At 67.1% G+C, this 22,685-nt stretch carries 19 protein-coding genes and 1 tRNA gene; 8 read left to right on the top strand and 12 right to left on the bottom strand.

Features of this window, described 5'->3' with window-relative positions; translation table 11 throughout:
- Window positions 1-40 precede the first annotated feature (40 nt).
- Genes hemW through rph form a run of 4 tightly spaced genes read right to left on the bottom strand, consistent with a single transcriptional unit; the run spans window position 41 to window position 3,034 of the window.
- Window positions 41-1,273 carry a radical SAM family heme chaperone HemW gene (hemW, locus tag ACZK4H_RS17480; protein WP_099552962.1) on the bottom strand — a complete coding sequence of 411 codons (1,233 nt, stop codon included), beginning with the start codon at window positions 1,271-1,273 and terminating at the stop codon, window positions 41-43.
- A gap of 56 nt (window positions 1,274-1,329) precedes the next feature.
- Window positions 1,330-1,926, bottom strand: a complete 597-nt coding sequence (rdgB, locus tag ACZK4H_RS17475; RefSeq protein WP_005410891.1) for an RdgB/HAM1 family non-canonical purine NTP pyrophosphatase — start codon at window positions 1,924-1,926, stop codon at window positions 1,330-1,332.
- Window positions 1,923-2,312, bottom strand: coding sequence for a VOC family protein (locus tag ACZK4H_RS17470; protein WP_099552963.1), 390 nt, complete (start codon window positions 2,310-2,312; stop codon window positions 1,923-1,925). The genes rdgB and ACZK4H_RS17470 overlap by 4 nt, the downstream gene beginning before the upstream one ends.
- Window positions 2,309-3,034, bottom strand: a complete 726-nt coding sequence (rph, locus tag ACZK4H_RS17465; RefSeq protein ID WP_099552964.1) for a ribonuclease PH — start codon at window positions 3,032-3,034, stop codon at window positions 2,309-2,311. Before rph ends, ACZK4H_RS17470 begins: the two co-directional genes overlap by 4 nt.
- A 124-nt stretch (window positions 3,035-3,158) precedes the next feature.
- Here rph and ACZK4H_RS17460 point away from each other — a divergent pair, with 124 nt between their 5' ends.
- Window positions 3,159-4,019 carry a YicC/YloC family endoribonuclease gene (locus ACZK4H_RS17460; RefSeq protein WP_099552965.1) on the top strand — a complete coding sequence of 287 codons (861 nt, stop codon included), beginning with the start codon at window positions 3,159-3,161 and terminating at the stop codon, window positions 4,017-4,019.
- Between the two features lie 35 nt (window positions 4,020-4,054).
- Here the strand turns inward: ACZK4H_RS17460 and selD are convergent, their stop codons facing one another.
- From selD to fdnG, 8 genes are all read right to left on the bottom strand, one after another.
- Window positions 4,055-5,134, bottom strand: a complete 1,080-nt coding sequence (selD, locus tag ACZK4H_RS17455) for a selenide, water dikinase SelD (RefSeq protein ID WP_099552966.1) — start codon at window positions 5,132-5,134, stop codon at window positions 4,055-4,057.
- A gap of 26 nt (window positions 5,135-5,160) precedes the next feature.
- A tRNA-Sec gene (locus ACZK4H_RS17450) sits at window positions 5,161-5,256 on the bottom strand.
- A 24-nt stretch (window positions 5,257-5,280) separates the two neighbouring features.
- On the bottom strand, window positions 5,281-7,212 hold the full coding sequence (selB, locus tag ACZK4H_RS17445; RefSeq protein WP_099552988.1) for a selenocysteine-specific translation elongation factor: 1,932 nt from the start codon (window positions 7,210-7,212) through the stop codon (window positions 5,281-5,283).
- Window positions 7,209-8,633 (bottom strand): L-seryl-tRNA(Sec) selenium transferase, encoded by a 1,425-nt coding sequence (gene selA / locus ACZK4H_RS17440; protein WP_099552967.1) that lies wholly within the window; start codon window positions 8,631-8,633, stop codon window positions 7,209-7,211. The genes selB and selA overlap by 4 nt, the downstream gene beginning before the upstream one ends.
- A gap of 4 nt (window positions 8,634-8,637) precedes the next feature.
- Window positions 8,638-9,621 (bottom strand): formate dehydrogenase accessory protein FdhE, encoded by a 984-nt coding sequence (fdhE, locus tag ACZK4H_RS17435; protein ID WP_099552968.1) that lies wholly within the window; start codon window positions 9,619-9,621, stop codon window positions 8,638-8,640.
- A gap of 371 nt (window positions 9,622-9,992) precedes the next feature.
- Window positions 9,993-10,640, bottom strand: a complete 648-nt coding sequence (locus tag ACZK4H_RS17430) for a formate dehydrogenase subunit gamma (RefSeq protein WP_032127833.1) — start codon at window positions 10,638-10,640, stop codon at window positions 9,993-9,995.
- The gene (gene fdxH / locus ACZK4H_RS17425; protein ID WP_012481154.1) at window positions 10,637-11,554 is read right to left on the bottom strand and encodes a formate dehydrogenase subunit beta; all 918 of its coding nucleotides are present in this window, start codon (window positions 11,552-11,554) and stop codon (window positions 10,637-10,639) included. The genes ACZK4H_RS17430 and fdxH overlap by 4 nt, the downstream gene beginning before the upstream one ends.
- Window positions 11,555-11,564: 10 nt before the next feature.
- A complete protein-coding gene (gene fdnG, locus ACZK4H_RS17420; RefSeq protein WP_143567652.1) occupies window positions 11,565-14,633 on the bottom strand; it encodes a formate dehydrogenase-N subunit alpha in 3,069 nt (1,022 codons plus the stop codon).
- A gap of 290 nt (window positions 14,634-14,923) precedes the next feature.
- On the opposite strand from fdnG, the gene gmk reads away from it, so the two are divergent.
- From gmk to ACZK4H_RS17385, 7 genes are all read left to right on the top strand, one after another.
- Window positions 14,924-15,589, top strand: coding sequence for a guanylate kinase (gene gmk / locus ACZK4H_RS17415; RefSeq protein ID WP_014038334.1), 666 nt, complete (start codon window positions 14,924-14,926; stop codon window positions 15,587-15,589).
- Window positions 15,590-15,699: 110 nt separating this feature from the next.
- Entirely contained in the window at window positions 15,700-15,999 is a 300-nt protein-coding gene (rpoZ, locus tag ACZK4H_RS17410) for a DNA-directed RNA polymerase subunit omega (protein ID WP_005410877.1), read from the top strand.
- 105 nt (window positions 16,000-16,104) lie between these two features.
- The gene (locus ACZK4H_RS17405) at window positions 16,105-18,267 is read left to right on the top strand and encodes a RelA/SpoT family protein (RefSeq protein WP_005410876.1); all 2,163 of its coding nucleotides are present in this window, start codon (window positions 16,105-16,107) and stop codon (window positions 18,265-18,267) included.
- Between the two features lie 147 nt (window positions 18,268-18,414).
- Window positions 18,415-18,801 carry a RidA family protein gene (locus ACZK4H_RS17400; protein WP_049461736.1) on the top strand — a complete coding sequence of 129 codons (387 nt, stop codon included), beginning with the start codon at window positions 18,415-18,417 and terminating at the stop codon, window positions 18,799-18,801.
- A gap of 7 nt (window positions 18,802-18,808) precedes the next feature.
- The gene (gene recG, locus ACZK4H_RS17395) at window positions 18,809-20,920 is read left to right on the top strand and encodes an ATP-dependent DNA helicase RecG (protein ID WP_099552970.1); all 2,112 of its coding nucleotides are present in this window, start codon (window positions 18,809-18,811) and stop codon (window positions 20,918-20,920) included.
- Between the two features lie 388 nt (window positions 20,921-21,308).
- The gene (locus tag ACZK4H_RS17390) at window positions 21,309-22,247 is read left to right on the top strand and encodes a nucleoside hydrolase (protein WP_099552971.1); all 939 of its coding nucleotides are present in this window, start codon (window positions 21,309-21,311) and stop codon (window positions 22,245-22,247) included.
- 88 nt (window positions 22,248-22,335) lie between these two features.
- Window positions 22,336-22,578, top strand: a complete 243-nt coding sequence (locus ACZK4H_RS17385) for a type B 50S ribosomal protein L31 (RefSeq protein ID WP_010484049.1) — start codon at window positions 22,336-22,338, stop codon at window positions 22,576-22,578.
- The last annotated feature ends 107 nt before the right edge of the window (window positions 22,579-22,685 follow it).

The following is a 22,685-nucleotide window of genomic DNA, read 5'->3' as shown; positions in this document are numbered from 1 at the left end:
TGCCGGCCAGCGGCCGGCACTACCCCTTGCGGCGGAAGGCTTATTCCTCCAGGAACAGGCTCACCACGTCGTTGGTGAAGCGGCGGCCCAGCTCGGTCGGCTGCACATGGCCATCGGCCAGCTGCAGCCAGCCGCGCTGGACGGCCTCGGCCAAGGGGGCGTCCAGCATGCTGCGCGGCAGCCCGGTACGCGACTCGAAATCGCGCAGGCTGAAACCTTCGTGCAGGCGCAGCAGGTTCAGCATGTACTCGAACGGCAGGCGTTCGGCTGCGATCACGTCGTCGCCACCGAACGAGGCCGGAGTGCCGGCGCTGTCCAGGTAGGCCTGCGGGTGCTTCAGCTTCCAGCGGCGCAGCACGTGTTCCTCGGCGCCCGAGCTGATCTTGCCGTGCGCGCCGGCACCGATGCCCAGGTAATCGCCGAAACGCCAGTAGTTCAGGTTGTGCGCGCTCTGCCGGCCGGGGCGCGCATAGGCGCTGACTTCGTACTGGCCGAAACCGGCCTGCGCCAGCAGGGCCTGGCAGTGTTCCTGCATGTCCCAGGCGTTGTCTTCATCGGGAATGCCCTGCGGCGGCCGCGCGAAGAACACCGTGTTCGGTTCCAGGGTCAGCTGGTAGTGCGAGATGTGCGCCGGCTGCAGCGCGAATGCACGTTCCAGGTCGGCCTCGGCACCGGCCAGAGTCTGTTCCGGCAGCGCGTACATCAGGTCGATGTTGAAGTTGTCGTAACCCGCGTCCTGCGCCATCTTCACCGCGCGCTCGGCTTCGCCACTGTCGTGGATGCGGCCCAGGCGCTTGAGCATCGCGTCGTCGAAGCTCTGGATGCCGAAGCTGAGGCGGTTCACGCCGGCCGCGCGATAGCGGTCGAAGCGGCCATGCTCGGCGGTGCCCGGGTTGGTTTCCAGGGTGATCTCGGCATTGGGCGCGAAACGCAGGCGCGCGCTGGCCTGCTGCAGGAAGCGGTCGATCGCTTCCGGCGGGAACAGGCTGGGCGTCCCGCCACCGAAGAACACGCTGTGCACCACCCGGCCCCAGACCAGCGGCAGGTCCTGGTCCAGGTCGCGCAGCAGTGCATCGATGTAGGCATCGAACGGCAGCTCGCCCTTGGCCTGGTGCGAATTGAAATCGCAGTACGGGCATTTGCGCACGCACCACGGCAGGTGCACGTACAACGACAGCGGTGGCGGCACCAGCCGCGGCGGGCTGTCGTGGTCGGCGGAGCAGGCTTCGCCGGGCAGGTGGTTGCAGTGGTCGTGGTCGTGGGCGTGCGGCATGGGCTTCTTCGGTAATGCCGGCCGCTGGCCGGCTTCCCTGGTTCGATCGGGTGGCGTCAGTACAGCGTCGCCAGCTGCTGCTTGAGCTGCTGCAGGGCAATGGCACGGTGGCTGATGGCGTTCTTCAGCGCCGGCTCCATTTCCGCGGCGGTCAGGCCGTGGGTGGTGTCCAGGAATACCGGGTTGTAGCCGAAACCATTGGTGCCACGCAGTTCGCGGATGATCTGTCCTTCCCAGCGGCCTTCACAGATCAGCGGCTGCGGGTCAGTGGCGTGGCGCAGCAGCACGATCACCGCATAGAAGCGGGCGCTGCGCTGGCCATCGGGAATGTCGGCCATCGCGTCCAGCAGCTTGGCATTGTTGGCCGCAGCATTGGTCGGATGGCCGGCGTAGCGCGCGCTGTACAGGCCGGGCGCGCCGCCAAGCGCATCAACGATCAGGCCCGAATCATCGGCCAGCGCCGGCAGGCCGGTCGCCTCGCAGGCCGCGCGTGCCTTCAGCAGCGCGTTCTCGACGAAGGTCAGGCCGGTCTCTTCCACGTCGCCCAGGCCCAGCTCGGCGGCCGAGGTGATCTGCAGCGGCAGATCGGCAAGGATCTCCTGCATCTCCACCAGCTTGCCGGCGTTGTGGCTGGCCAGTACCAGTTTCTTCATTGGCGGGGCTCCAGCAGGTCCCAGGTGTTGCCATACAGGTCGCGGAACACCGCGACCGTTGCATAGGGTTCTTCGCGTGGCGCTTCCAGGAACTCGACGCCGGCGGCCAGCATCGCCGCGTGGTCGCGGTGGAAGTCGTCGGTGTTGAGGAAGAAGCCGACGCGGCCACCGGTCTGGTTGCCGATACGGCTGCGCTGTTCCTCGTCGCTGGCGCGGGCCAGCAGCAGGGCGGCAGCGCTGCCATCGGTCGGCCCGACCACCACCCAGCGCTTGTGGCCCTGGTCGATGTCCTCCAACAGTGCGAAGCCGAGCTTACCGGTGTACCAGGCAATGGCTTCGTCATAGTCGGCCACCACCAGGGTGGTCAGGGCGATGCGGCGGTTCATGCCGACAGCGCCGCCTGCTGTGCGGCCAGCAGTTCGCTCACGCCCTTTTCGGCCAGGCCCAGCAGCGCGTCCAGCTCATCGCGACGGAAGGCGTGGCCTTCGGCGGTGCCCTGCAGCTCGATGAAGCCACCACCGTCGTTCATCACCACGTTCATGTCAGTGTCGCAGTCGCTGTCTTCGGCGTAGTCCAGGTCCAGTACCGGCGTGCCGCGGTACACGCCCACAGACACAGCGGCCACCGCGCCCAGGATCGGGTTGCGCTTGATGTCGCCACGCTTCATCAGCACGTTCACCGCATCGACCAGGGCCACGTAGGCGCCGGTGATGGCAGCGGTGCGGGTGCCGCCGTCGGCCTGCAGCACGTCGCAGTCGAGGGTGATGGTGCGCTCGCCCAGCGCGTTGCGGTCCACGCACGCGCGCAGGCTGCGGCCGATCAGGCGCTGGATCTCCAGTGTGCGGCCGCCCTGCTTGCCACGGGCCGCTTCACGGTCGCTGCGGGTGTGGGTGGCGCGCGGCAGCATGCCGTACTCGGCGGTGACCCAGCCTTCGCCCTTGCCGCGCAGGAAGCCCGGCACGCGGTTCTCGACGCTGGCGGTGCACAGCACACGGGTTTCACCGAAGCACACCAGCACCGAACCTTCGGCATGGCGGGTGAAGCCGCGTTGGATGACGACCGGGCGGAGCTGGTCGGGCTGGCGGCCGCTGGGGCGGGAATCGGACATGGTGCGGGTTCCGTAATGGCGAGGGAGTACGCCGCCACGCCCGCGACCTTCACGGGGCGGGCAAGGGGGCTCTGGTGAGGGCGCTAGGGTACCATTCCCCCTTTGCACGCACCGGACACAATCCATGATTCGAAGCATGACCGCCTACGCCGGCGGCGAGCGGGTCACCCCGTGGGGCACGCTGGGCTGCGAGCTGCGCTCGGTCAACCACCGCTTCCTGGAGGTCGGCACCCGCCTGCCCGAGGAACTGCGGGCGCTGGAACCGCAGCTGCGCGAGCGCATTGCCGTGCGCCTGAGCCGCGGCAAGCTGGATCTGGTGCTGCGCCTGCGTGCGCCGGAAGCGGCGGCCAACCTGCAGGTGGACGAGGCCCTGCTGGGCCAGCTGGGCCGCCTGGCGCACCGCCTGACCTCCGATTTCCCCAATCTGCAGGTCAGCTTCACCGACCTGCTGCAGCTGCCGGGCGTGACCCGTGGCGAGGCCACCGACGCCGCCGCCCTGCAGGTCGAGGCACTGGCCCTGCTGGACCAGGTGCTGGATGGCTTCGTCGAGGCCCGTGAGCGCGAAGGCGGCAAGTTGTCCGCGGCCATCAGCGAGCGCGTGGACGGCATCGAACGCATCGCCACTGAAGTCCGGACGCTGATTCCGGCCATTCGCGACGGTCAGCGCGCCAAGCTGGCCGCACGCCTGGCTGACCTGCCGCACCCGGTCGACCCGGGTCGTGCCGAGCAGGAACTGGTGTTGTGGCTGCAGAAGCTGGACGTGGATGAAGAACTGGACCGTCTTGGCAGCCACATCGTCGAGATCCGCCGCGTGCTCAAGCAGCGCGAGCCGGTCGGCCGCCGCCTGGACTTCCTGCTGCAGGAGTTCAACCGCGAAGCCAATACGCTGGGCTCGAAGTCGGTGGACAGCCGCACGTCCAATGCCGCGGTGGAGCTGAAGGTGCTGATCGACCAGATCCGCGAACAGGTGCAGAACATCGAGTGATGTTGCAGGGGGCGCCTTCGGGCGCCCTCATCGTTTCAGCGCACGCTGACGCCCGGCGTCGCGTCGTTCAGCCGCCCCACCACCGTGGCCTGGGTAAAGCCCGCATCGCGGAAGCAGGCCAGCACCGCGTCCACCGCCTCCGGTGTGCACGAGACCAGCAACCCACCGCTGGTCTGCGGGTCGGTCAGCAGTGGCTGCCAATGCGCAGCCAGGCCTTCGGCGAACTGCACCTCGGCACCATACGAGGACCAGTTGCGGTGGGAGGCACCGGTCACGCAGCCGCGCTGCAAAAGTTCCAGGGCCTGAGGCAGCAGCGGCACCCGTGCGCTCTCCACTTCGGCGGCAACGCCACTGGCGCGGCACACTTCCAGCAGGTGGCCGAGCAGGCCGAAGCCGGTGACGTCGGTCATCGCATGCACGCCGTCCAGCGTGGCCAGGGGCACGCCCACGGTGTTCAGGCGGGTGGTTGAATCCAGCATCTGCTGGTAGCCGTCGGCATCCAGCACTTCCTTCTTCAATGCCGACGAATACACGCCTACGCCTAATGGCTTGCCCAGCACCAGCACGTCGCCGGCGCGGGCATCGGCATTGCGCTTGAGCTGCTGCGGGTCGAGAACGCCGATCGCGGCAAGGCCATAGATCGGTTCCACAGAATCGATGCTGTGGCCACCGGCCACCACGATGCCTGCATCGGCGCAGGCACGCTCGCCGCCCTGCAGGATGCGGCGGATGGTGTCCTGCGGCAGCGTGTTGATCGGCATGCCGACGATGGCCAGCGCGAACAATGGCCGGGCGCCCATCGCGTACAGGTCCGACAACGCGTTGGTGGCGGCGATGCGGCCGAAGTCGAACGGATCGTCGACAATCGGCATGAAAAAATCAGTGGTGGCGACGATGGCCTGGCGATCATCGAGGCGGTACACCGCGGCGTCGTCGCTGGTCTCGCGGCCGACCAGCAGCTCAGCCGGTGCCGGAAGCGCTGGCACGCCGCGCAGCAGTTCGCTCAGCACGCCCGGCGCGATCTTGCAGCCGCAGCCGCCGCCATGCGCGAGAGACGTCAGTCGTTGCGGGGCATCGGCCGTTGAAGGAGCGGGGGACTGCGCGTGCGTGGCCATGCCGACATCTCCTGCGGAAACACGAATGGCGGAAGGCAGCAGGAGTCGAACCTACCAGGGAACGATCGACGCCCCCTACTGGGTTTGAAGCCCAGCCGCATGCCCGGATGCGCATGCCTTCCGAAAGTACGGCGGTGCCGGTGGGCTCAGTCGCGGGCTGCGTTCCACTGCAGGTCGCCACGCGGCCGATGCTGGTCACCGACGCGTCGAGTGTAGCCAACGCGATTGAAGAACTCCAAGATCTGGATGCTGCGTTTGCGGCCCAGGCCGATGGCATCGCGAAAGGCCGCCGCATCCACCGTGCCGCTGGCCTGTGACAGCTGCGCGACGATCGCGGCCAGCTCGGCAATGCGGGCCGGTGCATAGAACAGGTCCGGTACCACCTGGAACAGTTCACCGCGCGCCGCGGCGCGACGCAGGACGGCTCGGACCTCGTCTTCGGCCAGTCCGATGTCGGTGGCCAGAGTGCGCACCCACGGTGGATCGAAGCCACCGGCGTGCAGCTGCGGCAGCACGCGTTCCAGCAGCAGGCGTTCGCGTTCCGGCGGCGCATGGTCATGGCCGGGCAGGCGCCACCAGGCACCCACGCGTTGCACGCTGCCGTCGTCCAGCAGGTCCTGAAGAAGCGCGTTCCACAAACCCACTGCAAGCGAGGGCAGGGTGCTGCGCTGCAGGCGCCCGCTGTCGACACCGGGTTCGTCCGGGCGTCGCTCATGCCAGCTGCGCAGCGATGTGATCGCCTGTTCGCGCAGCGCCCGCCAGTGCGAGGCGAGGATGATCACCGTGTCTTCGCGAGTGACGATGCGCTGTGCGCCTGCAGGCAGATTGATCTGGTCGGCGCCGCGCCGGCAGTAGCGTTGCAGCGCGGCCATGGCAATGCCGAAGGACGCCTGCTGCAACAGCGGGCCGATTCCCGCACCCGCGGCCAGTTGCTCCAGTGCTCCCAGCCACGCGAGCCGTGCAGGGCTGCGCCGGCGCCGCTGTGGCGGGTCCGGATCGAGTACGAGGCCACCGCCCAGCGTGTGGGTCGCCGCTGAATCGCGGGCGATGAAGCGATCCCCACACATCGCACAGACCGGTGCATCGAACACCAGTTGCACCAACTGCCCATTGCCGTGATCGTCGTCTTCCAGCAGCACCACATGGGCCTGCTGGTGCATCGTTCCCCAGTGGATATGCAGCGGCGCCCAGTCGCGCAATGGTGCGGCCAACGCGGAAAGCCGCAGGCGCACATCAACGCGGGTGGTGGCCAGTAGTGCGCGAGGGTCGGCGATCCAGTCGCCGCGGTGAATGTCGTCGCGGGCGATTGCCGCCAGGTTCAACGCGCAGCGTTGCCCGGCCATTGCGTGGTCGCTGGCCTGGTTCTGCGCGTGGATGCTGCGTATTCGCACTTCCGTGGCGGCCGGCATCAGCTGCAGATGCTCACCCACCGCGGCGATGCCCCCGTGCACTGCGCCGGTCACCAGCGTGCCGTGGCCTGCCAATGAGAACACGCGGTCCACCGGCATGCGGAACAGTTCGCAGCGCAGTTCGGCCTGGCGCGTGCTGGCGTCATCCGCCGCCCACGCGTGCAGCTGGGTTCGCAGTGCGCTGATGCCGGCATCGCCGGGCGCGGTGCTGTTGCAGGCGAACAGAGGGGAATTCTGCAGCGGTGTCGCGGCCAGCAGCGCAGCGATCTCGATCTCGACCCGGGCGATGCGCGCCGCATCCACACGGTCGATCTTGGTCAGGGCCACCGCACCACGGTTCACGCCCAGCAGTTGCAGGATGGCCAGATGCTCGCGGGTCTGCGGCATCACACCGTCGTCGGCGGCGATTACCAGCAGGGCGACATCGATACCTGTGGCGCCGGCCACCATCGTGTGCACGAAGCGCTCATGGCCCGGCACGTCGACGAAGCCCAGTGTTGTCGCCGGACGGTCGTCGTGCGTGCTTTCCACCGGGACATAGGCATAGCCCAATTCGATGGAGATGCCGCGCGTACGCTCTTCCTGCAGGCGATCGGTTTCGATGCCGGTCAGTGCGCGCACCAGGCTTGTCTTGCCATGGTCGATATGCCCGGCGGTGCCGACGATCATGCCTGCAGCGCGCTCCATTGGGCGAGGAAGGCCGCTTCGTCCCCGGGTTCCAGGCAGCGCAGGTCCAGCCACAGTGCGTCATCGGCGATTCGGCCCAGCACTGGTCGGGGCAGCTGGCGCAGTCGCTTGGCCAGGCGGTCCAGCCCACCGCGCCGCGCGGCCGTGATGCGCAGTCCGGCGCTTGCCAGCTGCGCCTGTGGCTGCGCGCCGCTGCCGATCTGGCTATGCATCAATGCCCGTTCAAGGGTGTAGGCGGCTGCCAGCACGGACCGCATCGGTTGCAGCAGGCGCTCGGCCTGCGCATCGATGTCATCCTGCGTGCGCGACAGCGTGCGCAGGGTCGGCAGGCGTTGTGCCAGCAGCTCCGGTTCGCGGTACAGGGCCAGCACCGCTTCCAGTGCAGCCAGTCCCATCTTGTCCATGCGCAGTGCGCGCTTGAGCGGGTTGCGGTTGATCCGCGCGATCAGGTCGGCGCGGCCGGCGATGATGCCGGCCTGCGGGCCACCCAGCAGCTTGTCGCCGCTGAACGAAACCAGATCGGCGCCGGCCGTCAATGTTTCCTGCACGGTGGGCTCGTGCGGCAGGCCGAACGTGGCCAGATCGCACAGGCTGCCACTGCCCAGGTCCACCACCAGCGGCAGGCCATGCTCGTGCGCGATCGCGGCCATCGCCGTGGTGTCGACCTTGGCAGTGAATCCGGTGATCGCGTAGTTGCTGGCGTGCACCTCCATCAGCAGCGCTGTGCACGCGCCGATGGCGTTGGTGAAGTCGGCCGGATGGGTGCGGTTGGTGGTACCCACTTCCAGCAGCCGCGCGCCCGCGCTGCGCATCACATCCGGGATGCGGAAAGCGCCGCCGATCTCCACCAGCTCGCCGCGGGAGACGACCACCTCGCGGCGGTTGGCCAGGCTGTTGAGCAGCAGCAGGACCGCTGCCGCATTGTTGTTGACCACGGTTGCGGCTTCGGCACCGGTCAGCTCGCAGATCAGTGCCTGTACCCGCGCATCGCGGTCGCCGCGACGACCACGGGCGATGTCGAATTCCAGATCGACCGGCGCGGTCATCACGCGGGTGACTGCCTGCACCGCGGCCTCGGGCAACAGGGCACGGCCCAGGTTGGTGTGCAGCACGGTGCCGGTCAGGTTGAACATCGGCTGCAGGCCCAGCCGTGCATCGGCCGCCAGTGTGGCGTTGAGTGCCGCGACCAGTGCCGGGCCATCAATGGCTTCCTGCAGCTGCGCGGTCGACAGCTGCCCGGCGCTGATACGGTCACGCAGCACCTGCAGGTGCGAACGCAGCAGCTGGGTGATGCGGCTGCGGCCGTGGCCTTCGATCAGTGCCGCCAGTGCAGGCAGGCGCAGCAATCGGTCCAGCGAGGGCAGGGCGGCGGCCGATGCCGGGGTGGGGGGCGAGGCTGTCATCGCCTCAATCGCCGTCGGATTGCCACAGCAGCGGATTCTGGCTGGCACGCGCATAGCCTTCCTCGGCCAGCAGCAGATCCAGCGACAGCGTGCCGAGGTCATCGGCCACCGGTTCCAGTGACGGGTCCTTTTCCAGATACAGGATCTTGCGGTAGCTGTGGCAGTGGTCGCAGGTCTCGGCGCGTACCGCGCTCTCGCGCACCGCCTCGCCGCTGTCGCCGTCCACATCGGCCAGGGCGCGATAGGCGATATCCTTGCCGGCGGCACCACACTGGCTGCACTGCACGCGCACGTAGTGCCACTGGCAGGCGCACAGCGAGCACGACAGGTAGCGGTAGGAGGCATAGGGCGGACGCGCCTGCACCACGCTGGTCACCGGCAACGTGCCGCACAGCGGGCACAGCCCTGGCGCATCGGCCAGCGGCTTCAGGTCGGTGGGGCGGAAGCTGGCTGCGAGCACTGCCCAGTAAACCTGCAGTGCGTTCATCACCAGCAGCGCAGCGACCGCATCCACCGACGGCGCGTCATCGCGCTCCAGCACGGCATGGGCCTGTGCATCCAGCCAGGCATCGTCGGCCGCGGCGACGCGTTGCAGCTCCTGGCGGGTTTCCACCGGCAGCCCCGCTTCGTCGGCGCAGTGCTGGCACAGCGTGCGCAGCCAGTCGCGCCAACGCCCGTCCAACTGAAGCGTGTTGGCCGGCCGCAACGGCATGCCGGCACCGACCGCCGCACTCGACTGCTGCGCGCGCGCCTGCGACTGCAGTGCCTCGCGCTGTTGCGGTGTCAGCTCATCCAGCAGCGCCTGCTGTGCATCGGCCAACGCCGCCAGCAGCTGCAGGTAACCGCCGATGGCACTGTGCGCAGCCAGGCTGCGCAGGCGCGTGGCGCGCTCAGCGAACAGGGACGTGACATCGGGCAGGATGATGCGCGGAACATCGCGCGAGGCGAGCGTCTCGATCTCACCGGGTTCAAGGATGCGTTGCGCCATGCAGGGCCAGCCAGAAGAACCAGCCTCCATCCTCGCCGTTGTCGGCGCTGGCGTCCAGCCTGTTCAAGCAACGCGGTCGAGCATGGCTCGACTCTACAAAAACTGGTTTCTGTCGTTGCCGTGTTCATCGTGTCGACCAAGGTCGACACCCACCAACAGCAACGCAGAACCCCGTGCCGACAGATCGCAGGAAACTGTCGAAGGCGGGGTGGGTCCGGTTGCGGGGGTGTCCGCGGCATGGATGCCGCGGCCAAGCCCCCATGGATGGGTTTACGGCGTCCCCCGCAACCGGACCCACCCCGCAATCCCACGGATAGCCGCTGTTGCTGTTGCCTTGGCTTGAAGCGGGTGCAGGGCCGCAGGCCCTGCCGCTACCCCTCTTCCCGACGTCCGCGCAGGATGTCCCTGAACCACTGCCGGTGATGCTTGTACGCCCACCCATAGGTCACCTTGCCCTGGGTCATCGCCCGCACCGAGCCCTTGATCCAGATCGCTGCATAGATGTGCACCACGATCGCGCACACCAGCACCCAGCCGAACAGCGCATGGGCCAGCACCGAGAAGCGGATCACCCCGATCGGGAAGAAGTGGCTGAAGTACTGCCGCCAGATCACGAAGCCGGTCAGCAGCAGCGCCGACAGGCAACCGATGATGGCCCAGAACAGCAGCTTCTGGCCGGCATTGAAGCGGCCCACCGGCGGCAGCTTCTCATCCTCGTTGCGCAGCACATCGCGCATGCCACGCATCCACTTTCCATCGTCGGCGGTCGGCAGATTGTCACGCCACATGCGGAACGCCAGCAGCGCAAAGCCCACCACCATGGCCAGGCCGATGAACGGATGCAGGATGCGCGTCCACGGTCCACCACCGAACAGCTGCGTCAACGGGAACAGGGCAGGGTGGAACAATGCCAGCCCGGACAGCGCGGTCAGCACGAAGCAGATCGCCACGATCCAGTGATTGATGCGGGTCGGCGCGCGGTAGCGGATGATCTGGCGCGGGTGCGGGGCGTACTTCATGGCCGCTGCTCCTCTTCGATCTTCTTCGCCTCGTGTTCGGCTTCCTCTTCTTCCTCGTCATTGACCGTGTTGCGGCCGATGCCGATGTAGTGCAGGAAGCCGGCGAAGGCGGTGGCGGCGATGGCCAGCACGCCCAGCGGCTTGGCCACGCCCTTCCAGACTTCCACCATCGGGCTGATGCGCGGGTCCTTGGGCAGGTCGGCGTACAGCTCGGGCTTGTCCACGTGCTGCAGCACGTACATCACGTGGGTGCCACCCACGCCCTGCGGGTCGTACAGGCCGGCGTTCTCGTAGCCGCGCGATTTCAGGTCTTCCACCCGTCCGGCCGCGTGCTCGGTCATCGCCTGTTTGCTGCCGAAGGTGATCGCGCCGGTCGGGCAGGTCTTCACGCAGGCCGGTTCCTGGCCTACCGCCACCCGGTCCGAACACAGCGTGCACTTGTAGGCCTTGTGGTCCTTCTTGGAGATGCGCGGCACGTCGAACGGGCAACCGGTCACGCAGTAGCCGCAGCCGATGCAGTTCTCTTCCTGGAAGTCGACGATGCCGTTGGCGTACTGGATGATCGCGCCGGGCGAAGGGCAGGCCTTCAGGCAGCCCGGATCGCTGCAGTGCATGCAGCCTTCCTTGCGGATCAGCCACTCCAGCTTGCCCTTCTCGTCCTCGTACTCGCGGAACTTCATCACCGTCCACGACTGTTCGCTCAGGTCGGGCGGGTTGTCATAGCTGCCGACGCAGCTGCCCACTTCGTCGCGCAGGTCGTTCCACTCCATGCAGGCGACCTGGCAGGCCTTGCAGCCGATGCACTTGCTCACATCGATCAGCTTGGCGACCTGGCCGGTGTGCGCACCACGCGCCTCCGGCGAGGGCGTGGTGGTGGCCGAGCGGCGGATGATGTCCAGGGATTGCAGTGACATGGCGTGTCTCCTACACCTTCTCGACCTTGACCAGGATGCACTTCGATTCGGGCGTCTGCGAGTTGCCGTCACCGATGGCGTTGGTCAGCGTATTGGCGATGTATCCGGGCTTGGCCGCACCGAGGAAGCCCCAGTGGATCGGCACGCCCACCTGGTGCACGGTCCGGCCATCGATCTGCAGGGCCTTGATGCGCTTGGTCACCATGGCGACCGCTTCGATGTGGCCGCGCTTGGAACTGACCCGCACGCGGCTGCCGTTGTTGATGCCCAGCTCGTCGGCCAACGCCGCGCCGATCTCGACGAACTGCTCGGGCTGGATGATGGCGTTCAACTTGCCGTGCTTGGTCCAGAAGTGGAAATGCTCGGTCAGGCGGTAGGTGGTGGCCACATGCGGGAACTCGTCCGGCGAACCGATCTGTGCGCGATCGCTGGCGAATACGCGGGCGGCCGGGTTGTTCAGCGTCAGTGCCTGGCCGGGGCTGAGCGGGTTGCTGCGCAGCGGTGTATCGAACGGTTCGTAGTGCTCAGGGAACGGGCCTTCGGCCATGCCGGCCTTGGCGAAGAAGCGGGCGATGCCCTCCGGATTCATGATGAACGGGCCCATTCCGCCGGCGGGATCTTCGTCGGCCTTGAAGTCGGGCACGTCCACGCTGCCCCAGTTTTTCCCGTTCCACGCCAGCAGCGTGCGCCGCGGATCAAACGGCTTTCCGGCGACGTCGCACGAGGCGCGGTTGTACATCACGCGACGATTGGCCGGCCACGCCCAGGCCCAGCCCAGCGTGTTGCCGATGCCGGTGGGGTCGCTGTTGTCACGCCGCGCCATCATGTTGCCGGTCGGGCCCCAGGCACCGATGTAGATCCAGCAGCCGGAGGCGGTGCTGCCGTCGTCGCGCAGGTCGCCGAATGCGGCCAGCTGCTCGCCGGCCTTGCGCACCAGCTTGGTTGGGTCCTTCGGATCGAACACGTCGGCCAGCGCCTTGCCGTTGTATTCCATCGCCAGTTCTTCGGGCGTGGGTACCCCAGGGTTGGCGTAGTTCCAGGCCAGGTCGCGCACCGGCTCCCACCACGCACCGCCGTCCTTCTCGTACATCGCTTTGATGCGATGGAACAGCTCGGACATGATCTCGATGTCGCTGCGTGCCTCTCCCGGTGGGTTGGCACCCTTCCAGTGCCACTGCAGCCAGCGCGAGGAATTCACCACCGCGCCGTTCTCCTCGGCGAAGGAGGTGGTCGGCAGGCGGAATACTTCGGTCTGGATCGTGCTCGGGTCGACGTCGTTCAACGCACCGTGGTTCTGCCAGAAGGCGATGGTCTCGGTTTCCAGCGGGTCCATGCTGACCATGAACTTCAGCTTGGAGAACGCGCTGATCAGCTTGCCCTTGTTCGGCGCCGAGGCCAGTGGATTGAAGCCCTGGCAGATGTAGCCGTGGATCTTGCCTTCGTTCATCAGCTCGTACGCCTGCAGCATGTCGTACGGCTTGTCGAGCTTGGGCAGGTAATCGAAACACCAGTTGTTGTCGGCGGTGGCGGCGTCGCCCCACCACGATTTCATCAGGCTGACGTGGAACTTCGGGTAGTTCTGCCAGAACGACATCTGGTTGGCGCGCAGCGGCTTCTGCGTGCGCTTGGCGATGTAGGCCTCGTAGTCCTGCTCGTCCTGTTTCGGCAGGGTCAGGTAGCCGGGCAGCAGGTCGGACATCAGGCCGATGTCGGTCAGGCCCTGGATGTTGGAATGCCCGCGCAAGGCGTTCATGCCACCACCGGCCACGCCGATGTTGCCCAGCAGCAGCTGCACCATGGTGCCGGCACGCACGTTCTGCGCGCCGATCGAGTGCTGCGTCCAGCCCAGCGCGTACAGGATGGTCATCGCCTTGTCCTTGCCGGCGGTGGACGCGATCATGTCCCAGATCTGGCGGATGCTGTCGGCCGGCGTGCCACAGATGCGTTCGACCATCTCCACCGTGTAGCGCGCATAGTGCTGCTTGAGCAGGTTGTAGACGCAGCGCGGGTCCTTCAGCGTCGGGTCGCTGCGCACGAAGCCATCGTCACCGTAGGCGTAGTCCCAGCTGGAGCGGTCGTAGCTGCGCTTCTCTTCGTTGTAGCCCGAATACAGGCCGTCCTTGAAGGCGAATTCGTCCTTCACCAGGAACGACATGTCGGTGTAGTTCAGCACGTACTCGTGCTGGATGCGGTCCTCGGTCAACAGGTAGTTGATCAGGCCGCCCAGGAACACGATGTCGGTGCCGGTGCGGATCGGCGCGTACACGTCGGCCACCGCGGCCGAGCGGTTGAAGCGCGGATCGACCACGATCAGGCGTGCCTTGTTGTGTGCCTTGGCCTCGGTCACCCATTTGAACCCGCACGGGTGCGCCTCGGCGGCATTGCCACCCATGATCAGGATCAGGTCGGCATTCTTGATGTCGACCCAGTGATTCGTCATCGCACCACGGCCTAGCGTCGGGGCAAGACCTGCCACCGTCGGGCCGTGTCAGACACGTGCCTGGTTGTCGAATGCCAGCATGCCCAGGGAGCGCACGACCTTGTGGGTCAGCACCGCGGTTTCATTGCTGGTGGCCGAGGCCGCCAGCATGCCGGTGGTCAGCCAGCGGTTGACCGTCTGCCCGGCTTCGTTCTTCTGCACGAAGTTGGCGTCGCGGTCTTCCTTCATCAGCCGCGCGATGCGGTCCAGCGCATCGTCCCAGCTCAGCCGCTTCCACTCGTTCGAGCCCGGCGCGCGGTACTCAGGGTAGAGCAGGCGCGATTTGCTGTGGATGATGTCGGCCAGGCCGGCACCCTTCGGGCACAGCGTGCCGCGGTTGACCGGATGGTCCGGGTCGCCCTCGATATGGAAGATGCTCGGCTCGGCGTTCTTGGCGCCATCGCCGAGGCTGTACATCAGGATGCCGCAGGCCACCGAACAGTAGGTACAGGTGTTGCGGGTCTCGGTCGCGCGGGTCAGCTTGTACTGCCTGACCTCCGCGAGCGCGATGCCGGGCGCGAAGCCCATCAATGCCAGGCTGGAGCCGACCAGGGTTGTCCCGGTCACTTTCAGGAACTGGCGGCGGCTCATCGATGGCATGCCGTTCTCCTGGGATGGCGGGGAGGCGCAGGCCTCCGGGCTGTCGTTGGGTACGGCCCGGTTATAGCACAGGCCCCCGCACGTCCATGTGGCACAAGGCCCGGCGCCTGCCGGGCGGGCGCGCAACGGGGCCGCTCTGGTAAAGTTGCGTGCCCGTACCCCGGGGAAGCGTCTGCCGGGCCTGGTTCCAGGATGTTCCGCGCAGCCCCCGCCGTCCTGGCGCGATCCTCCGCGCCGGATCTGGAACACCGAGGAAAAATTTTGCGAAATCAAGCCGTTGGATCCGCCGTATGAGCGCCCCGTCGAAGCCGTCGGACGCCGTTGCGCGCGGCACGCTGTACATCGTTGCCGCCCCGTCCGGCGCCGGCAAGAGCAGCATCGTCAATGCCACCCTGGCGCGTGACCCGCAGATCGCCCTGTCGATCTCCTTCACCTCGCGCGCGATGCGCCCCGGTGAAGTGAACGGCCAGCACTACCATTTCGTCTCTGCGGAGAAGTTCGAGGAAATGATCGCCGCCGGCGACTTCTTCGAGCATGCCTGGGTGCACGGCGACTGGAAGGGCACCGCCCGCCAGTCGGTGGAGCCGCAGCTGGCCGCCGGCCAGGACGTGCTGCTGGAAATCGACTGGCAGGGGGCGCAGCAGGTGCGCCAGCTGGTGCCGGGCACGGTCACCGTGTTCATCCTGCCGCCGTCCAAGCAGGCCCTGCAGGACCGCATGCGCAAGCGCGGCCAGGACAGCGAGGCGGTCATCGCCCAGCGCCTGGGCGCGGCCCGCGATGAAATGCTGCACTTCAACGAGTTCGACTACGTCATCGTCAACGAGGTGTTCGACACCGCCGTGGACGAGCTGTGCGCCATCTTCACCGCCAGCCGCCTGCGCCGGGAGGCCCAGAAGGTCCGCCATGCCGGCCTGATCCAGGCCCTGTTGACCCCCGATCCGGGCGCAACTGACTGATTCCAAAAGAATCGGGTGGGGGTTGGCTTGATTTTGTCCAGCCCCTGCCAGTACACTCCGTCCCCTTTCCCTCATTCGACTGAGCGGCCGACCGGTCGCCGGGAGCCCGTATGGCCCGCATCACCGTAGAAGATTGCCTGGAAGTCGTTAACAACCGTTTCGAACTGGTCATGATGGCTTCCAAGCGTGCCCGCCAGCTCGCCAACGGCGTGCAGGCCACGCTGGACAACAGCGAGACCGAGGACAAGCCGACCGTGCTGGCGCTGCGCGAAATCGCCGCCCGCAAGATCGACAACGCGCTGATCGACGAAGTCGAGAAGGCCGAGCGTGAGCGCGCCGAGCGCGAAGCGCTGGAGTGGGCCGCCGCCGAAGTGGTCGCCGACGAAGACATGTCCAAGAACGACGATTGATCGCATCGATCAACGTCATTGCTGGATCGCCGAACAGCCCGCCCCGTGCGGGCTGTTTCGCATTCAGGATTTGCCGTAAACGTCGCGCTGGAATAGGCTTCGGGCATGAACCCAGGCCCCACTGCCAAGGTCGCCGCAGCGCCCGCTGCCGCCGTACCCGACTACGTCCTCCAGCTTGAACGCGCTGCCCATTACCTGCCGCCGGAACAGCTGCCGCTGCTGCGCCGTGCCTGGGAAGTCGGAGCCTCCGCGCACGCTGGGCAGACGCGCAAGTCGGGCGAGCCCTATATCACCCATCCGGTGGCCGTGGCCCAGGTGCTGGCCGAGCTCGGCCTGGACGTGGAAGCGCTGATCGCCGCGATCCTGCACGACACCATCGAAGACACCCCGCTGACCCGTGAGGCGCTGGCCGCCGAGTTCGGCGAAGCCGTGGCCGAACTGGTCGACGGCGTGACCAAGCTGGACAAGCTGAAGTTCCGCGACCGCCAGGAAGCGGCGGCCGAGAGCTTCCGCAAGATGCTGCTGGCGATGTCGCGCGATCTGCGCGTGATCATGATCAAGCTGGCCGACCGCCTGCACAACATGCGCACGCTGGGCGCGCAGAGCCGCGAAGCACGCGGCCGCATCGCCCGCGAGACGCTGGAGATCTACGCGCCCATCGCCCAGCGCCTGGGCATGAGCCTGGTCAAGAGCGAGCTGCAGAACCTGGGGTTCAAGGCGCTGTACCCGTGGCGCCACGCCATCATTGAAAAGCACATCCGCAGCCAGCCGGTGGTGCGCCGCGAGGCGATGGCGCAGGTGGAAGTGCAGCTGTCGCAGCGCCTGGCCAAGGAGGGGATCGAGCATCGGCTGATCAGCCGCATCAAGACCCCGTGGAGCATCTACAACAAGATGCGCGACGAGAACAAATCCTTCGACCAGGTGATGGACGTGTTCGGCTTCCGCCTGGTCGTGCGCAGCGTGCCCAGCTGCTACCACGCGCTGGGCTCGGTGCACGCCACCTTCAAGCCGCTCGATGGCCGTTTCCGCGACTTCATCGCCATTCCCAAGGCCAACGGTTACCAGTCGCTGCACACGGTGCTGTTCGGGCCGTATGGTTCGCCGATCGAAGTGCAGATCCGTACCGAGGAAATGGACCTGATCGCCGAACGCGGCGTGGCCGCGCACTGGACCTACAAGTTCGGCGGCGATTCGCCCAACAGCGCGCAGAGCCGCGCGCACGCCTGGATCGTCGAGCTGATCGACTCGCAGCGCGCCGCCGGTTCCTCGCTGGAGTTCCTCGACAACGTCAAGGTCGACCTGTTCCCGGACGAGGTCTACCTGTTCACCCCGAAGGGCAAGATCCTGGCCCTGCCACGCAACTCCACTGCACTCGATTTCGCCTACGCCGTGCATACCGACGTGGGCAACATGGCCGTGGCCTCGCGCGTGGACAAGAAACTCGTGCCGCTGCGCACCAAGCTGGTGTCGGGGCAGTCGGTGGAGATCATCACCGCACGCTCGGCCACGCCGAAACCGCAGTGGCTGGAATTCGTGGTCACCAGCAAGGCGCGCACCGCCATCCGCCACCAGCTCAAGCAGCTGGAGCACGAAGATGCCGTGCAGCTGGGCCACCGCATGCTCGACCGTGCGCTGGAGGCGATGGATTCCTCGCTGGAGCGGCTGCCGAAGGGGCGCCTGGATGCATTCCTGGCCGAACACCGTTTCCCGCGCCTGGAGGCGCTGCTGGCCGAGGTCGCCCTGGGCAACTGGATGCCGACCCAGGCGGCGCAGGCGCTGATGGCCTACGCCGAACTGCGCGGCGGCCCGCATTCACGCCACCATTCGCAGGAAAAGATCCTGATCAACGGCAGCGAGCGCGGCGTGGTCACCTTCGCCGGCTGTTGCCAGCCGATTCCCGGCGACGAGATCATGGGCTACCACACCGCCGGCAAGGGCATCGTGGTGCACCGCATGGACTGCCCGAACCTGGCCGAGCTGCGCAAGTCGCCCGAGCGCTGGGTGCCGATCGGCTGGGACACCACCGTGTCCGGCGACTACGACACCTCGCTGGTGGTGGAAGTGGAGAACGGCACCGGCGTGCTGGCGCAGCTGGCTGCCGCCATCGCGCAGAGTCACTCCAACATCGAGCGCGTGGACTACCTGGACCGTGACTTCAACGCCGCCGTGCTGGCGTTCAACATCCAGGTGCGCGACCGCAACCACCTGGCCGAAGTGATGCGCCGCCTGCGCCGCCTGTCGGTCGTGCAGTCGGTACGCCGCCAGTAGGTCCACGCCATGCGTGGATGACGTTCCGCGCACACGACGCATGGGGTCGGATCCGTTTCCCGCCGGGAAACGGATCCGACCCCAGCCGATGCCGCGCCCAGCCGGTACAATCACCGCTCTGTTTTCCCCCAAGCACCGGAGCGACCCATGTCCCGCCAGATCATCAACACCGAAAAGGCTCCCGCCGCCATCGGCCCGTACTCGCAGGCCGTGCGCGCCGGCAACACCGTGTACTTCTCCGGCCAGATCCCGCTCGACCCGGCTACCGGCGATGTCGTCGGCGCTGGTGACGTCGAAGCGCAGGCCCGCCGCGCCTTCGACAACCTCAAGGCCGTGGCCGAAGCCGCTGGCGGTTCGCTGGACAAGGTCGTGCGCCTGGGCCTGTACCTGACCGACCTGGGCGAGTTCGCCAAGGTCAACGCGGTCATGCAGGACTACTTCCAGGCCCCGTACCCGGCCCGTTCCACCATCGAAGTCTCCGGCCTGCCGAAGGGCGCCAACTTCGAGGTCGACGCGGTGATGGTCATCGACTGACCGCCACGTGGCACGCAAGGCGGCGGTCACTCCGGTACTGTCACCGTCCGGCGAAGCATCCCTGGCGATGCTCGCGGGCGTCGGTCCGGCTGTGGCCGCCAAACTGCAGGCGCGTGGCCTGGCCACCCTGCAGGATCTCTGGCTTCACCTGCCGCTGCGCTATGAAGACCGGACCCGGCTGACCCGCATCGAAGACCTGCGCAACGGCGTGCCGGCGCAGGTGGAAGTGCGGGTGGTCGCGGTCGAACGCGGCATGCGCTACCGGCCGATGCTGAAAGTGGCGGTGGAGGACGAAGGGCAGGGCACCCTGGTGCTGCGCTTCTTCCATTTCCGCCAGCAGCAGGTCGGCCAGTTCGCGGTCGGCAACCGGTTGCGCTGCTTCGGCACGCCCAAGCCCGGCCACCTCGGCCTGGAGATCGTCCATCCCAGCTACCAGGTGCTGGGCCGCAACGACGACCCCGAACTCGGCGACCGCCTCGACCCGGTGTATCCCACCGTCGAAGGCGTCGGTCCGATGACCATGCGCAAGCTGATCGGCCAGGCCCTGGATCGCCTGCCCGAGGAAAGCACCCTGGAACTGCTGCCCAGCGGCTGGCTCGATGGCCTCGGCCTGCCGTCGCTGCGCAGCGCGCTGTTGACCGTGCATCGGCCACCGCCGGATGCCGATCTGGCCGCGCTGGCCACCGGCACCCACCCGGCGCAGCGCCGCCTGGCGATGGAAGAGCTGCTGGCCCACCACCTCAGCCTGCGTCGCCAGCGCATCGCGTTGCAGGCGCACCATGCGCCGCCGCTGGGCGGTCCTGGCAAGCTGGCCAAGGCGCTGCTGAAGCAGCTGCCATTCGCACTGACCGGTGCGCAGGCGCGCGTGTTCAAGCAGATCCGTGAGGATCTCGCACGGCCCAGCCCGATGCTGCGCCTGGTGCAGGGCGATGTCGGCTCGGGCAAGACCGTGGTCGCCGCGCTGGCGGCGATGCTGGCGGTGGAGCAGGGCAAGCAGGTCGCATTGGCCGCTCCCACCGAACTGCTGGCCGAGCAGCACCTCAACAACCTGCGCGGCTGGCTGGAACCGCTCGGTGTGCGCATCGCCTGGCTGGCCGGCAAGGTCACCGGCAAGGCGCGCGCCAAGGTGATGGAACAGGTCGCCAATGGCGAAGCGCAGGTGGTGGTCGGCACCCACGCGCTGATGCAGGAGGCGGTGGTGTTCCAGGACCTGGCCCTGGCCATCGTCGACGAGCAGCACCGCTTCGGCGTGCACCAGCGTCTGGCCCTGCGTGACAAGGGCGCGGGCGGCAACAGCGTCCCGCACCAGCTGGTGATGACCGCCACACCGATTCCACGCACGCTGGCGATGTCCGAATACGCGGACCTGGATGTCTCGGCCATCGACGAACTGCCGCCCGGCCGCACGCCGGTGCAGACCGTGGCCCTCAACAACGATCGCCGCCCGGAGCTGATCGAGCGCATCGCGCTGGCCTGCCAGGAGGGGCGGCAGGTGTACTGGGTGTGCACGCTCATCGAGGAAAGCGAAGAGCTGGATGCAACGCCCGCGCAGGCCACCTACGAATCGCTGCAGGCGCTGCTGCCCGGCGTTCGCGTGGGGTTGGTGCATGGCCGCCTGAAAGCCGCCGAGAAGCTGGCGACGATGGTGGCGTTCAAGGGCGGCGACATCGACCTGCTGGTGGCAACCACGGTGATTGAAGTGGGCGTGGATGTGCCGAACGCCTCGCTGATGGTGATCGAGAACGCCGAGCGCCTCGGATTGGCCCAGCTGCACCAGCTGCGCGGCCGCGTCGGCCGTGGTTCGGCGGTGTCGCGCTGCGTGCTGCTGTACCAGGCGCCGCTCTCGCAGATGGCACGCGAGCGGTTGCAGACCATGCGTGAAACCAACGATGGCTTCGTCATCGCCGAAAAGGATCTGGAGCTGCGTGGTCCCGGCGAACTGCTGGGTACGCGGCAGACCGGCCTGGCCGGTTTCCGCATCGCCGACCTGGCCCGCGACGCCGGCCTGCTGCCCGGCGTGCATGACCTCGCCGAGCGCCTGCTGGCCCAGCAACCCGCGCTGGCCGATCGTGTGGTGCAACGCTGGATCGGCACCGCCGTGCGTTACGCCTCGGCGTAAGTGCCGAAGGGCTCTGAGCCCATTCCTGACTCTACAGCGCTTTCGATCATCTCCATGTTCATCCACGCATTGCGTGGATGTGTCGACCAAGGTCGACACCTACCAACATCCGCCGTTCCGACAGACCGCGGAAATCTGTCGAAGGCGGGGTGGGTCCGGTTGCGGGGGTGTCCGCGGCATGGATGCCGCGGCCAAGCCCCCAAGGACGGGTTTACGGCGTCCCCCGCAATCGGACCCACCCCGCAGCCCCCAGGAAACCAGCTTTTGCCGTTGCTCTGGCGTTTGCCGTTGATTCTGCGGGTGCAGGGCGCAGCCCTGCCAGAACCCCCGTACTTGCAACGGTCATCATCCCGGTCCACACTTCGTTGCCGATCTGAAGACGGCAACGATGACCCACAAGATCCCCCTGTTGATCGACACCGACCCCGGTGTGGACGACGCCCTGGCCCTGCTGATGGCCTTTGCCGATGAACGGCATGACGTGGTCGCCCTGACCATCGCCGCCGGCAATGTCGGCCTGCAGTACACCGTCCGCAATGCCCTCAAGCTCTGCGACATCGTCGGCCGCGCCGACGTACCGGTGTTTGCCGGCAGCCCGGATCCGCTGCTGCATCCTTCCGTCGACGCTGCCCACGTGCATGGCCGTGACGGCTACGGCGACGTGGACCTGCCGCCGCCGAGCCGCCAGGCTGAAGCCGAGCACGCTGCACTGGCCATCCTGCGCCTGTCGCATGAGCACGCCGGCGAACTGATGCTGGTGATGCTCGGCCCGCTGACCAACCTGGCCCTGGCACTGAAGCTGGACCCGACCCTGCCCCAGCGCATCAAGCGCATCGTGGTGATGGGAGGCGCAGTCACCTGCCACGGCAACATCACCCCGGCGGCCGAGTTCAACATCGCCTTCGACCCTGAAGCGGCGCACGTGGTGTTCACCTCGTTCAAGCACCTGCTGGTGTCGGACTGGGAGGCAACCGTCGCCCATGGCCTGCCGCTGGAAGATGCCGAGACGTGGCTGCAGGCCGACTCCGATCGCGCCCGCTTCTACGAGCTGATTTCGCGCAAGACCCGCGCGCTGTCTGAAGACGCCAAAGGCGGCCGCTGGTACACCGCCGATGCGGTGGCCATGGCCTGGGCACTGAACCCGGAAGGGCAGCTGCAGGTCGAGTCGCGGCCGCTGAACGTGGAACTGAACGGCACGTTCAGCCGCGGTGCCACCATCGTCGACTGGAACCGCCAGACCGGCCAGCCGGACAACTGCGATCTGCTGATGGCCTACGACCAGCAGCGTTTCGAGGCCCTGGTACGCCAGGCCCTGGGCGCGGACTGAAGTCAATTGCCCGGCACCGGTTGCCCCGGGCGGCAACCGGTGCTTATAATGCCGCTCTTGACCACCAGCCCATTTACGGTGTGAGCCCATGAAGGCCGATATCCATCCGAACTACCGCGACGTCGTCTTCCATGACGTCACCTCCGATTTCAAGATCCTGACCCGCTCGACCATGGCGACGAAGGAAACCATCAAGTGGGAAGACGGCAACGACTACCCGCTGGTGAAGGTTGAAATTTCCTCGGCTTCGCACCCGTTCTACACGGGCAAGCACAAGGTCATCGACACCTCGGGCCGTATCGACAAGTTCCAGAAGCGCTACGCGCGCTGATCTGTCGATCCTGCTTCGAACCGACGGCCGCGCTCTGCGCGGCCGTTTGTTTTTCCCCAACGCCTGCCCAACGGGCGTTTGGATGGGCGGAACACTGCGTTCGTATG

This window comes from Stenotrophomonas sp. 78350_Sma (assembly GCF_056482105.1).
Note: the sequence above shows the minus strand (reverse complement) of the source record. Positions and strands in the feature narration are given on the sequence as shown.